Origin of the sequence: Caecibacter sp. AF58-12pH5A, assembly GCF_027681725.1 — a bacterium.
Taxonomy (GTDB): Bacteria; Bacillota; Negativicutes; order Veillonellales; family Megasphaeraceae; genus Megasphaera; species Megasphaera hominis.
Window position 1 is genome coordinate 30841 of the sequence record NZ_JAQDBC010000022.1, and the last position, 13684, is coordinate 44524.

A 13684-nucleotide genomic window follows, 5' to 3' on the forward strand; every position below is an offset into this window, starting at 1 on the left:
TTACAATGAATACGCAGATTCAGGAATCCTATAATTTATATATTAACGGCCAGTGGGTACCCGCCAGTGACGGCAAGACCTTCAAAGCCTATAACCCGGCTAACGGCGACGTCCTTTCCACCTGTGCCGAAGCGACGAAAGAAGACGTCGATACAGCAGTTGCAGCAGCGCACGAAGCATTGCGCACATGGCGTCTCGTCGAACCGATAGAACGGCAAAAAATTCTGCTCAAAATCGCCGACATTATCGATGAAAACAAAGAACATCTGGCTATGATTGAAACGCTGGATAATGGCAAACCGATCCGCGAAACGCTGAACGTCGATATTCCGGCTGCTGCCGATCATTTCCGGTATTTTGCCGGTGCCATCCGTACACAGGAAGGCCGGGCAGTCATGCTCGACAACAACACCATGAGCATCGTGCTCCACGAACCGATCGGCGTTGTCGGCCAGATCGTTCCCTGGAACTTCCCGTTCCTCATGGCCGCCTGGAAATTAGCTCCTGTCCTGGCTGCCGGTTGTACAACCGTCATCAAACCGTCGAGCAGCACGTCCCTGAGTGTCCTTGAATTAATGCGCCTCATTGGCGACGTCGTTCCGGCTGGCGTAATCAACGTCATTACCGGCAAAGGCTCCAAATCGGGCCAGTATCTCCTCGATCATCCGGATCTGCAGAAGCTCGCCTTTACGGGTTCAACAGAAGTCGGCCGTGGCGTATACAAGGCTGCAATGGATAAATTAATCCCGGCTACACTGGAATTAGGCGGCAAATCGGCGAACATCTTCTTTGAAGATGCCAAATGGGACATGGCTATGGACGGTGCCCAGCTGGGTATTCTCTTCAACCAGGGCCAGGTATGCTGCGCCGGTTCCCGTATTTTCGTACAGGAAAGCATTTACGATAAATTCGTCAATGAACTGGCTGCCCGCTTCCAGCGCGTCAAGGTAGGCCTGCCTTGGGATCCGGAAACACAGATGGGTTCCCAGATCAACGAAGCCCAGGTCAAAAAGATTCTGGACTACGTAGAAATCGGCAAGCAGGAAGGTGCCCGCCTCGTTTGCGGCGGTGAACGTGCTACTGAAAACGGTTTGGACAAAGGCTGCTTTATTAAACCGACCATCTTTGCTGACGTGAAAAACGACATGCGCATTGCCCAGGAAGAAATTTTCGGGCCTGTTGTCTGCATCATCCCCTTCAAAGACGAAGCAGATGTCATCGCTATGGCAAACGACAGCGAATACGGTCTTGGCGGCGGCGTCTGGACCCGTGATATCAACCGTGCTATCCGCGTATGCCGGGCTATTGAAACAGGCCGTATGTGGGTCAATACGTACAACAGCATTCCTGCCGGTGCACCGTTCGGCGGCTACAAGCTCTCCGGTATTGGCCGTGAAACGGATAAGATCATCCTCGAACACTACACACAGACCAAGAATATTATGATCAATCTTTCCGAAAAGCCATCGGGCTTATATGAAAGCTAACACCACTCTCTCTTCCTTATAAAAATCCCGTCCCGGACAGTTCACCTCACTGTCTGGGACGGGATTTTGACTTTCCGTTTAAAACGATACCGGTTTAGGTTCCCGGTTATGATAGGTGTGATACAGCATGACGCTGGCGCTTAGTAAAAACGCAGCCGCTACAAAGAATACAGAACGCATACCCCACCACGTCGCTACTACACCGCCTAAGAGCGGGCCGGCAATGGAGCCGAGCTGTTGGGCCGTAAAGAGAAGTCCATAAATCCGTCCTTTAAAGTTAGACGGCGTATGCTGGGCCATAATGGCGTTGAGGGACGGATTGATGCCGGAAAAGAAAAGTCCGCTAATAAACTGCGTTGCTGCAAATAGCGTCAGCGTACGCGGCAGGCCTTGTACCATCATCCAGCAGCCCGTCAAAACCAAAGACCACATAAGGGTACGGATAAATCCTCTCCGCTGGCCAATGCGTCCCCAAACGGGAGCTGCAAAGGCACCGGAAATACCAGCCAGAGAAAAGATCAGGCCTGTAACAAAGGTCAGATTTGGCAAATCCCCTGCTAATGATGTAATATACGTAGAAAGGATAGGCTGCAGAATAAATATGACCATCTGAATCAACGCTCCGCATAAGAGCATGTTGCGAATAAGCGGCACCCGCAACACAGTGAACTGGGAAAGAATCCCGCCGCTGTCTGTCTGATGTACTGTGCCTTTGTCCGGATCGGGCGGTTCCTTAATAAAGAAAATGAACATGAGTCCATTTAAAAACAAGAGCCCTGCTGCAATAAAAAAAGAATAGCGCATGCCAAAGAGCTCCGCCAAGGTACCACCGATGAGGGGGCCTACTACGCTGCCGGCAGTCATGACGCCCTGCATGGTACCCAGACAAAAGCCGAGCTTTTCCTTCGGTGCGTACAAGGTCATAATAGCCAGATCCATAGGCCATAACCCATAGGCAAACCCCTGGAGGAGACGCATGAGTACGAGTTGTTCCGGTGATGTGACGAGGCCGCCACAAAAATAACTGAGGGACAAAAAGAGACACGAGCGGATGGCCATAGGCCGCTTGCCCCGCGAATCGGCCAGTTTCCCCCAAACCGGCGCCATGATCGTGCTGACGACAAAGGTCGCCGAAAAGACCAGGCCGGACCAGACGTGCACGTCAGCAGCACTGACACCTAATTCATCGGTCAAATAAAGTGGTAAAAACGGAATAAGCATGGTGTAACTAAAAGACATAAAAACGATATTACAAACCAGTATCCCTAGCACCAGTTTCCAGTTCACAAAATCCCCCCTCTTACTTCTCAAATCATACGCTATTAGTATACCTGTCTTTCATAATAAAAGAAAATAAAAAAGGAGATTCCCCATGAAAGAAATAACTATTTTAGGCAGTACCGGTTCTATCGGTACGCAAGCCTTAGAAGTCATCGCAGCCAATCCGGATACCATGCACGTACGCGTCCTTGCCGCGCGGCACAATGCAGAGCTCATGGCCCAACAAATACGTCGTTTTCACCCGGACTTTGCCGTCCTGACGGATAAGGCTGCCGCCCATAAGCTGCAGCAGCAAATGGGAACAGACTGTGACATACTGAGTGGCGAAGAAGGCCTTATCGCGGCAGCGACGTATGGCCCTGCCGATACAGTCCTCGGCGCCATCGTCGGCTATGCAGGCCTGCAGCCCGTCCTGGCTGCAATCCGGGCCGGTAAAGACATTGCCCTGGCCAATAAGGAAACACTCGTTGCTGCCGGCCATCTGATCATGGAAGCCGCTGCGGCAAAGGGCGTACACATTATCCCTGTAGACAGCGAGCACAGTGCCATTTTCCAGTCCTTACGCGGTGGCAGCCACAGCGAAGTGAGCAAACTGATTCTCACCGCATCAGGCGGCCCCTTGCGCGGCTATACGAAGGAACAACTACGCCACGTAACACGGGAGCAGTGTCTGAAACACCCAAACTGGAACATGGGCCCTAAGGTAACTATCGACAGTTCCACCCTGGCCAATAAAGGCCTGGAAGTCATAGAAGCCCATTGGCTCTTCGACATGCCCTACGAGCAGATTGAAGTCGTCATTCATCCCCAAAGCATCGTCCATTCCCTGGTTGCCTTCTGTGACGGCGCCGTCATAGCCCAGTTAGGCCTGCCTGACATGCGACTGCCCATTCAATACGCCTTTTCGTGGCCACAACGCTATCACTGCTCTTTCGGCCAGCTCGATTTGGTACAGGCCCGTACGCTGACCTTTGAGGCTCCTGATACAGACGCCTTTCCGGCTCTGAAACTCGCTATTGACTGCGGTAAATCAGGTGGTACTTACCCGTGTGCCTTTAATGCCGGCAACGAAGCCTGTGTGCAGGCCTTTTTACAGGGAATCATCGGCTATAGCGATATTCCCGTTTTCCTGGCCCGCATCGTAGAAGAACACCAAAGCATCAGTTCGCCCAGTTTGGACGATATTATGGCTGCAGACCGGGACGTGCGAAAAAGAGCCTCCCAATTATGGAAGGCCCTTTGACCGATACCGAATCACCGTATGATTAGCCAATATTAGCTTTACACATGTCGTTTTCTTCGGCCATCATTTCCTGTTCATTTGCAATACGACTTGTTTCCTTGCACATCTTAGAAATGCTTTTCAAAATGACTTTGCTATGATTGTAGAAATATTTACCTGCTGGTGTTAATACAAATGTCCGGTTTTTACGAACGATCAAGGCAACTCCCAGGCAACGTTCAAGCGCCTGTATTTGCTGGGAAATTGCAGATTGAGAAATATTACACTCATAAGAAGCTTTGGTAAAACTGTGTTGATCCACAACTGTTACATAGTATTTCATCTGTCTGTAAAGCATAGTTACCCCTCCTGTAGGTATAGAATATTCCCTTATCATATACCGCTCTCGTATGGTTCAATCCGTTATCTTTCCTTCCCCAAAAAACAACGGTTTCATCCATAGGTCCCACAATGATGCGTGTATATGCGGCATGCCAGAGAACACTGACATTGCCAGGTAATAAAAACAAAAACGCATGCCATGAACAGGTTTGGCAATTCATCTGTTTAATTTATTATATCATATAAGGTTTGATTTATAAATATTTTTTCTGATTAATATAATATAAATTATCGATACTTTGGGCTAATAAGAATATACTATATTTTATATTTTTTATTCAGCATCAAAAGCAGGAAGTATGCTATATTAATCAATGTTTTCTCTTTGTTTTTTTGATACAATGAATAATCATTACAGTATATCTGCAGAACCTTACAGAAATTTTACAATTATAGACGGAATTAGTCTGATATTTATTTTTTATGTTATAATTTATTTATTTTTACAATGTGACCGTAAACGTAATAATTCCATTTTTATAGGCCACGCTGATTGATCCTTTTAGGAGTTGGACCAGTTCTTCTGCCATAGAAAGGCCGATACCATAGCCGGCCTGATCACTATTGTGGGATTCATCACCGCGATAAAAGCGTTCAAAGAAACGGGTATAGTCCACATCCTTGCCGGCAGCATATTGGTTGGAAACAGTAAGGACGGCACCTTTACCCAGTTTTTTCCCGGTCAGCGTCACTTGTACGGTACCTTGGTCATCGCAGTACTTGACGGCATTATCCAAAAGGATACTGACAATTTCATAGAGACATTTCTGGTCAGCAGTCACGTGAATTCCCGGGCGTATTTTGGCAGTCAGTGTTTTCCCCTGATCCTTGGCCAGGGCGTCAAAGGCCTGGACGGCCGTCTGTACCTGCTGGGATACATCTAAATCGACCAAAGTAATATCGGCCAGAGAGCGTTCTCCCATTTTAGAGAGCATAATCAGGTCATTAATGAGCTGTGACTGCCGCCGCACTTGCTTTAAAATATTGTCCGTCCACTGGCTCTTGCCATTCAGCATTTCGATAGCTTCCGTATTAGCCGAAATGATCGCAATAGGTGTTTTCAGTTCATGACCGGCATTGGTAATAAACCGTTTTTGGTTTTCCATATTGCGCACAAAGGGCCGCATGGCGACGCTTGACAGGGCGGCTACAATGAGCACGTATAAGATAATGACGATCAGGCCAAACCAAAAGGAATAGCGCAGCATGTGATTAATCGAAAGAATGTTTTTTGTGCAGTCCAGTACGATCAGAAGACGCGAGCCATCAGGCAGGTCCTTGCGCAAATAGGCATAAATCGCCTTGTCCTTATTTAAAAAGCCCGATGCGGAGCTGAGTGCTGCTGTCTTATCGGCATACGCTACGGCTTCGGCTATGGTAAAGGCGGCGGTATGACTGATATCTACTTTTTCTACGTCACGCTGGGGTCCCCAGAGAACAGAAAAATAACGTACCTGATATAAAAAATCAGGTGTACTGGTAATCCAGTCATCGCCGTTGAGAATTTTATTGACAGCGGACCAATCGTCAGCATCCCGCTGAATTTTGCGGCTGTCCGGCAAGGTACCGCCATTATCGGCAATCGCCGTAATGATGCCTTCGATTTCTGACGTTTCATGAATATAAACAGTGGCATTGAGAAGTGCCAGGGCACCAACGACGATCAAGATAACCGCCAGCGTACCGGCCAGGATAAATTTGCGGTGCAGCTTGCTGATCATATTCATGGGCTTACCTCCTTACCAGACGGAACGTACCACCTTCCTCGCCATCAATCGAAATATCAGCATCAATGGCCAGCAGTTTTTCCCGCAAATAGGACACGTAAATCCAGACGATTTTGCCGTCTTCTTCCTCTTCCTGCCAAATGCGGCTGAGAATTTCTTCGGTCGTAAATTCTTTTTCTTCATTGAGCATAAAGAGCTGCATGAGCTTCGTTTCCTTAGCGGATAAGCGCACGGAATTCGTACAGCGCAATTCCTGTTCTTCTATATTGAGAGCGACAGAACCACTCTGCAGTTTTTGTGGTGTAAAAGACGTAGAGCGGCGTGTCATCGCACGGATACGGGCCAGGAGTTCGGCCATGGCAAAGGGTTTGGTAAGATAATCATCGGCACCGGCATCGAGGCCCGTAATGCGGTCAGACACTTCAGCCTTAGCCGTCAGCATGATCACCGGCGTTACGTCGCCGCTTTCCCTGATTTGCTGCAACGCCTGGACGCCATCCAATTTGGGCATCATAATATCGAAAATCATACAGTCATACGTATTATGCGCCGCCATTTCGACAGCTGCTTCGCCGTCATAGACGGGGTCTACGTCATAGCCGGAATGAGTTAAAATGGCAACCAGAGCCGCCGACATGTCCCGTTCATCTTCAGCAAGTAACAGTCTCATCTTATTCTTCCTCCTTGATCAAATTGCGAATGGTCTGCATGGACAAATCACACGATGCCAGTTCGTCGGCACAGCGCTTCAATTCACGGCTGATCATTTCCGGATTTTTAATGTTTTTTTTGTATTTCATTTCATGTTCGAGACTGGCCCAGGAATCCATGGCCAGCGTGCGTAGCTGGATTTCTACGAAATACGTTCCCGGCAGCTGTCCCAGCACATCTTCATAGGGCACCGTGACCGCCAGGATCATATGATAACTTCGATAGCCGTTGGGCTTGGCATGGCGGACGTAATCCTTCTCCTCAACGACGCGGCAAGCCGGCAAATTCCGTATATACTCGATGTTCGTATAAATATCATCGATAAAACGGCAGACAATGCGAAAGCCAATGGCATCATGAAGATCATACAGGGCCGAACGCGGCGTCTGGGGCAGATTTCGTTTGTCGCACTTGCTGCGCATACTCTGGTCGGCTTTGATACGAAAGAGCAGATGCTCATAAATCATAGAGCCGCTTTTCGCTTTTTCTTTTTCACTATAGGCGCGGATTTCAGCCGCCACGTGATTCATGATTTGGGGTAAATAGGGGCTGTATTTGCCATAAATATCACTCATATAAGTCCACCCTCTTCTTGCTGGTACGTCTCTATCTTCTTTGCATAGTATAATGTCATATTGTAACAAAATTTTCGGATCATTACCATTACGATACGGTTACAGTTTTACAACAATTTCTCTGCACCCGCAGTCTGTACCTTCTCCTTTTATTATACACAAAAAAAAGCAGGGGCTGATAGTATCAGATCCCCCGCTTATGCCCTCTGTTACGCTCTGCTTTTCTTTCCTCCCGGTGCTTTTTCTGCCTCCTGGCCCTGATTGATTTGGCGTTTTGCATAGACGGCAATAGCCGTGACAATCAAGCCTGCAACAACATACAAAGCCGACGTGGATATATCATGATACTGAACCCAGAAATAGCCGGCGCCAAAAAACCAAAACGCTGCAATAACACAAACGGCGTAAAAGCGAATCATATGAATTCCTCCAGCATAGACGCATTCTGCCTCGAGCAGAAAAGTATTTAACAGTACTATGATACCATAAATTGACTGACAACGGAAGATGCGAAGGAAAAACAAGTCTCCCTGCTTGAAGCGGCTTTAAAACGACAGAAACCCTCTCACCCAAAGGCAAGAGGGTTTCTGTCGTTATGATTAAAGCAGGTTGACGATAAAGCTAAAAGACATTAATGCGCCAACAGCAACTACTAATTTTGCATTCGTCCCCATGAGTATTTCCCCCTTACTTAAAAAAATAATGTATTTTATAAAAACCAATGAATAACCAATGTAATTGATCCAGATAAGAATGAAGCCTCCTAAGGCCCTGCCGTACGCTTCCAGCCTGTCCTCTAAGTGCTCTTATTTCTTTATCTGACCCTATAGTAACGCTGTTAAATAGCAATATCAAGAGGCTTTTCTCATCTGCTATGGTGTCTTCACGCCATACGTTTTTGCTTGTCCCGTCCAGGACCACAGACCTGTTACCGTTTCTGTTCTACACCTTATATTTTTAATTTATAAATTAAAAAAAGGTTCTTAAAATTAAAATTGTAAAATAATTATAAATTACTAAAAATCATTTTTCTACTAATAGGCCGTAAGATTTTAGTTGCTTTCTAGTTGTAAAAGAGTCGCAAAAAAAGTAAAATAGGAACTATAGAAAAACGTTTATCGTAAAGGAGGTGTTTCCGGTCATGTATGACACACACGTACATACCATACCGCCTGCTGGGAAAACGGTTGACGACTATATGCGCATGATAAAAATTAATCCCTATGCGCTGCAACATATTCCTAACCCAACAGAAGAGATGAAGCTGGCAGCCTTACGCGAGAATGGTCTGGTACTAGAATTTATTAAAGACCCTACACGGGAAATGCAGCTCACAGCTTTGCAGAATACAGCTAAAGCCATCCGCTTCATCCCCCACCCATCAGACGAATTCCTGAGACGTGCTGTACGCAAAAGCTGGACCAATTTGGCATACATTGATACACCGCCGGAATGGCTGATCCGCGACGCCCTGGCGCAGTCAGGCTGGGCCATCCAATATGCCGAAAACCCCAGTGAAGAACTGCAGCTACTGGCAGTCCGTAACACATATGACGCCATTAAATATATAAAGAAGCCAACACCGCGTGTCCAGGCAGAAGCAGCGGCTATTAACTATATGTCCTTGCGTTATGTGGCAGAGCCCACGTTTGAAGCACAGTGTATTGCCATCCAAAAGGACGAACAAGCAATCCGCCTCTTTATGAATGCCGACAAAAAGACGCTTTTACACTTCTTAAAGCTCAATATCCTCGTAATCCGGTACTTGCCACGTAATAAGCTCGTCAGCCCGGAAGAACTGACTGACGTCTTGAAGGATACGTTATCTAAAGACGATGTATCTGAAAAATACGTGCGCGATTTCATTACGTGCAACCGCATTGAAACAGAATATGGCTGGACACAAATAGACAAGCTTTATTTCGTCTATCATTATGGCAGCCGTAAAGCCAAACGCATTACAGTCGACGAAAAGTTGAAAATTCAGTAGGTATACAGCCTGCTATAATACATTAATAATATATGGGCCTATAAATGGCCACTTATGTTCAATTGCTTTTTATTTTACTAAGCCTGCATGACAGGCCTTGAGACAGGATGGAAAATAGATGAACTACAATGATACGTTACAAAGTGTAAAACTGGTATTAGAAGCCCAGGCAGTTCCCTTATTGATCGGTGAAACCGGTATCGGCAAAACAGCCCTGGCTGCCGAGCTTGCCGATGAAAACGATTGGTGTCTTATCAATATTGACGGGAATATTCTGAAAGAAGGGGAAATCGGCGGCCTGCCAACAGTCGAAAACCGCATGACGGTCTATGCCATTCATCACAAGCTGCGGGAAATTGACGAAGCGCTCAGCCAGGGCCGGACGGTTCTGCTCTTTATCGATGAAATCAACCGCTGTGAACATGCTGTACAGCAGGAATTGATGAACCTCATTTTGAACCACGAAATCAACGGCTACCACCTGCATGACAGCGTGCGCATTATTGCCGCTATGAATCCGACAGATACATATGATTATCAGACTGTAGAAATGGACAATGCCCAAAAGAACCGCTTCGTCTGGCTCTACATGGAACCGGACTATATGCAGTGGCTCGACTGGGCCGCTGCTGCCGGTGTCGATCAAAAAGTCATGGAATTCATTTCTACCTTCCCTGATTATTTATCTCAGAAAAACGAAGACGATATCGATGCGACGCCGCGCAGCTATGAACGTATTTCTGATATTTACCGCGTTTACGCCAAACACCCTGAACGATATCCGAAGAACGTCTTTTACAATGTCATTGCCGGTAACGTAGGCAAAGTCATTGCCGAAGAATTTGTCAATTTTGTTCATTCCGATGCGGCTCCCTTAGTAACCTATAACGAAGTCTACAGTGGCTCTGAGCTGAGCCAGGACGTCATCAAGAAGATCGAAGCCGAATCCCACACGCGTCTCTATTTGGCCGCCAAAAATATTCTGCGCCAGCTCGACGCCAAGCTGGAAGCTCACGAATGCGATCCCCAGCCGGCGATCGACCGTCTCGTCTTGTTCCTCAAATACTATCCGGCCGATTTAATGATTGGCGTCATGAAGGATGTCCGCAACAATACGAAAGTAGTAAAAAAATATGCCCTAGAAAATGACAACTTTATTGACGCGTATTTTAAGACGTATGAAGCAATCAGGTGATAGCCTTGAAAAATGCATTGCAGGCCGAGTCCATTCTTCTCGGCCAAAAATTAAATATCTGGGCAGACAATCACATGCGCCTGGAAGAAAAAGAACAGCGTGCTGCCACCTTGCCTGATGATTTTGTAAAAGAGTTTTTTGCCTTCGTCAGTAAGGTAAGCCTGCAGCTCATCGATGCGAAGGATAATTTTTACGGTTACTTCTTTTTCCAGATGGGAAAAGAAATCCGCCTCAACATCGGCTCTGCTACAGCCGTGGCTTTTAAGGATGCCAAGTACGTCATGTACTTCAATCCGTTTATCTTTCTGCCTCTTACGATAGAGCAGATGGAAAACTGCATTCGTCACGAAATCCTGCACATCGTCTTCCAGCATCTGCAACGGGCCCGGGATCTGCGCGATCATTACAGCAAGCTCGCCCTCAATCTGGCCATGGATATCGTCGTCAACACGTACCTGCACCCCTTGCCCGATGACGCGGCAACATTAGACTGGGTGAATCTGCAATATCACCTCTATTTGACGCCTTTCGGCACGCTGGAAAATTACGTTGATGAAATTGAGACGGCTTTGAAAAACAGGGAAAAGACGACTACCGTTACGGACGATGATAATACGGCCCAGACAGACATCCTGACCAAATTTGATCCCTTGCGGACCCACGATGTCTGGAATGAGGCGGACACCATTGATGCCCAGCTCTTAGGATGGTTCACAGAAAAGTATGTGGACAGTGCCAATCACGGTCAGGTTTCCGATCATCTGGCCAATGCGATTGCTGCTATAAAAGACAGCAATCGCACCCTGCCGTGGCATTTCTATTTAAAGAAATTGGCCGGCACTGTGGCCAGCGGCAACAAGAAGACAACGGCCAGACGCAACCGCCGTCAGCCGGACCGCCTGGATCTGCGCGGTGAACTGCGCAATTACAAGGCCAAGATTTACATTGCGCTCGATATTAGCGGCAGCATCAGCGACGACGAGTTCAAGCAGGCCATGGAAGAAGTCTTTCAAATCGTACGGGAATACAAGACCGAGATTACAGTCATCCAGTGTGATGACCAAATTCGTAAAGTCTATAAAGTCCGTACGATCAAAGACCTCATGGCCCGGCCAGCCGGACGTGGCGGCACGAGCTATTCACCGGTTATCGAGTATGCCAACGAACACAAAATCGATTTACTGCTCTATTTTACGGACGGCAAAGGCGAAGAGGTACTACGCACCAAACCATCTGGCTACAAGATTCTTTGGCTCATCGGCGGTAATGGTGATTCCTTATCATTAAAAGAACCGTGCGGCCTCGTGAAGTACCTGAAGCCCATGCTGGAAGAAACACCGGCATCGGAATTCTTCTTCGTAGAAAAAGGCGGTTATTCTATGAATAACCAAGAGGACATTAGTTTGATATTTTAAATTCACTTCATCTATACTATTCGTGAAAATTATCTCATGTCATTCCATTTTGATTTACCATAGATTATGCGAGTGTATTTGCAAACTCGTTCGCAAATACACTCAAAATAACCTAAAATCCTACTATTTATGCATGGGAAGAAATCAGGAGCTACTAATATGCGTATTCGATATAGGAAATATACATTTTTGACTTGCAAATAGTTCTGAAAAAATATACTATATACACATAGAGATTGTGAAATTTAGAACTCAGATGTTTTCAGATCTATCATCTGATTGGGTATGGGTTCCAAATTTTTTCTCCCTACGCAGACAAATAGTGATTTACTTAGCAGATATCTCATCTACTAGAAATATACTATTTAAATTATTTTATGTTATTCAGAAAGGGTGGTTTTACAAATGGAAAAAGTAGTTATCGTAAGTGCAGCTCGTACTCCTATCGGCAGCTTCAACGGCCAGTTTAAGGACTTAACGGCTGTAGAACTCGGCTGTGTAGCTGTTAAAGCAGCAATTGAACGTGCTAATGTTCCTGTTGACCAGATTGACGAAGTTATCATGGGTCATGTACTGACAGCAGGCTGCGGTGAAAATACAACTCGCCAGGTAGCTCTCCACTCCGGCATTCCTCAGGAAGTACCTGCTTTTACGATCAACAAGCTTTGCGGTTCCGGCCTCCGTGCTGTATCCCTGGCAGCCCAGCAGATCGAACTCGGCGATGCTGACATCGTTGTAACAGGCGGTATGGAATCCATGTCCAACGCTCCGTATGTAATCGCTAAAGCTCGTCGCGGCTATCGTATGGGCAACGGCGTTCTCGAAGATACCATGCTTCGTGACGGCCTCGTTTGCACAGAAAACGGCTACCACATGGGCGTAACGGCTGAAAACATTGCTTCCCGTTTCGGCGTATCCCGTGAAGATCAGGACCTTTGCGCTTACAACAGCCAGATGCGCGCTGCTAAAGCTCAGAAGGAAGGCAAATTCGACGCTCAGATCGTTCCTGTAACGATTCATAACCGCAAAAAAGGCGATATCGTTATCTCCACTGACGAACATATCCGTCCGGACACGACACTCGAAGGTCTCGCTAAATTGAAACCGGCCTTCACAAAAGACGGCACAGTTACAGCTGGTAACGCTTCCGGCCTGAACGACGCTGCTTGCGCACTCGTTCTCATGAGCGAATCCAAAGCAAAAGAATTGGGCATCAAACCAATTGCTAAGATCCTCAACTGGGCTTCCGCTGGTGTTGAACCTGCTATCATGGGTACTGGTCCTATCCCGGCTTGCCACAAACTGTTCGACAAGACCGGCCTCAAGATGGAAGACTTCCAGCTCGTTGAATTGAACGAAGCATTCGCAGCTCAGGCTGTATATTGCTGCCGTGAACTCCATGCCGACATGGACAAAACGAATATCTACGGTTCCGGTATCTCCCTCGGTCATCCCGTTGGCTGCTCCGGCGCTCGTATCCTGACAACTCTTCTCTATGCTCTTGCTGAACCGGAACGCAAAAACGGTTCCAGACTCGGTCTTGCTGCCCTTTGCATCGGCGGTGGCCAGGGCACAGCAGTTGCTATTAAAATGTGTGACTAATTCCTAACTAGATGGTCTTAAAAAAGGGGATGTGACAAAATGAGAAATCATTTTGTCCACATCCTCTTTTTATTTGC

At 47.0% G+C, this 13684-nt stretch carries 12 protein-coding genes; 6 read left to right on the forward strand and 6 right to left on the reverse strand.

Annotated features, from left to right (window positions below):
- Positions 1 to 5: 5 nt before the first annotated feature.
- Positions 6 to 1487, forward strand: coding sequence for an aldehyde dehydrogenase family protein (locus PGX44_RS09735; protein ID WP_186503174.1), 1482 nt, complete (start codon positions 6 to 8; stop codon positions 1485 to 1487).
- A gap of 78 nt (positions 1488 to 1565) precedes the next feature.
- On the opposite strand, the gene PGX44_RS09740 is transcribed toward PGX44_RS09735, so the two are convergent.
- Positions 1566 to 2774, reverse strand: coding sequence for an MFS transporter (locus tag PGX44_RS09740; protein ID WP_498855239.1), 1209 nt, complete (start codon positions 2772 to 2774; stop codon positions 1566 to 1568).
- 85 nt (positions 2775 to 2859) lie between these two features.
- Between PGX44_RS09740 and PGX44_RS09745 the strand changes: the two genes are divergently transcribed.
- A complete protein-coding gene (locus tag PGX44_RS09745) occupies positions 2860 to 4011 on the forward strand; it encodes a 1-deoxy-D-xylulose-5-phosphate reductoisomerase (protein WP_498855240.1) in 1152 nt (383 codons plus the stop codon).
- Positions 4012 to 4033: 22 nt separating this feature from the next.
- Here PGX44_RS09745 and PGX44_RS09750 read toward each other — a convergent pair whose 3' ends face one another.
- From PGX44_RS09750 to PGX44_RS09770, 5 genes are all read right to left on the reverse strand, one after another.
- Complete coding sequence (locus PGX44_RS09750; protein ID WP_498855241.1) at positions 4034 to 4348, reverse strand: LysR family transcriptional regulator; 315 nt, start codon at positions 4346 to 4348, stop codon at positions 4034 to 4036.
- Positions 4349 to 4835: 487 nt separating this feature from the next.
- Positions 4836 to 6119: a sensor histidine kinase gene (locus PGX44_RS09755; protein ID WP_498855242.1), complete on the reverse strand. Its 1284-nt coding sequence runs from the start codon at positions 6117 to 6119 to the stop codon at positions 4836 to 4838.
- Positions 6120 to 6123: 4 nt separating this feature from the next.
- Positions 6124 to 6789 carry a response regulator transcription factor gene (locus PGX44_RS09760; protein ID WP_186503169.1) on the reverse strand — a complete coding sequence of 222 codons (666 nt, stop codon included), beginning with the start codon at positions 6787 to 6789 and terminating at the stop codon, positions 6124 to 6126.
- 1 nt (position 6790) lies between these two features.
- Positions 6791 to 7405 carry a GTP pyrophosphokinase gene (locus PGX44_RS09765; RefSeq protein ID WP_498855243.1) on the reverse strand — a complete coding sequence of 205 codons (615 nt, stop codon included), beginning with the start codon at positions 7403 to 7405 and terminating at the stop codon, positions 6791 to 6793.
- Positions 7406 to 7614: 209 nt separating this feature from the next.
- On the reverse strand, positions 7615 to 7824 hold the full coding sequence (locus tag PGX44_RS09770; protein WP_186503167.1) for a hypothetical protein: 210 nt from the start codon (positions 7822 to 7824) through the stop codon (positions 7615 to 7617).
- Positions 7825 to 8546: 722 nt separating this feature from the next.
- Between PGX44_RS09770 and PGX44_RS09775 the strand changes: the two genes are divergently transcribed.
- The 4 genes from PGX44_RS09775 to PGX44_RS09790 all read left to right on the forward strand — a co-directional run bounded on the left by PGX44_RS09775 (position 8547) and on the right by PGX44_RS09790 (position 13607).
- Entirely contained in the window at positions 8547 to 9395 is an 849-nt protein-coding gene (locus tag PGX44_RS09775) for a hypothetical protein (protein ID WP_289001640.1), read from the forward strand.
- Between the two features lie 118 nt (positions 9396 to 9513).
- Positions 9514 to 10590, forward strand: a complete 1077-nt coding sequence (locus PGX44_RS09780; protein ID WP_498855244.1) for an AAA family ATPase — start codon at positions 9514 to 9516, stop codon at positions 10588 to 10590.
- Between the two features lie 5 nt (positions 10591 to 10595).
- Positions 10596 to 12005 (forward strand): vWA domain-containing protein, encoded by a 1410-nt coding sequence (locus tag PGX44_RS09785; protein ID WP_498855245.1) that lies wholly within the window; start codon positions 10596 to 10598, stop codon positions 12003 to 12005.
- Positions 12006 to 12410: 405 nt separating this feature from the next.
- The gene (locus tag PGX44_RS09790; RefSeq protein WP_498855246.1) at positions 12411 to 13607 is read left to right on the forward strand and encodes an acetyl-CoA C-acetyltransferase; all 1197 of its coding nucleotides are present in this window, start codon (positions 12411 to 12413) and stop codon (positions 13605 to 13607) included.
- The last annotated feature ends 77 nt before the right edge of the window (positions 13608 to 13684 follow it).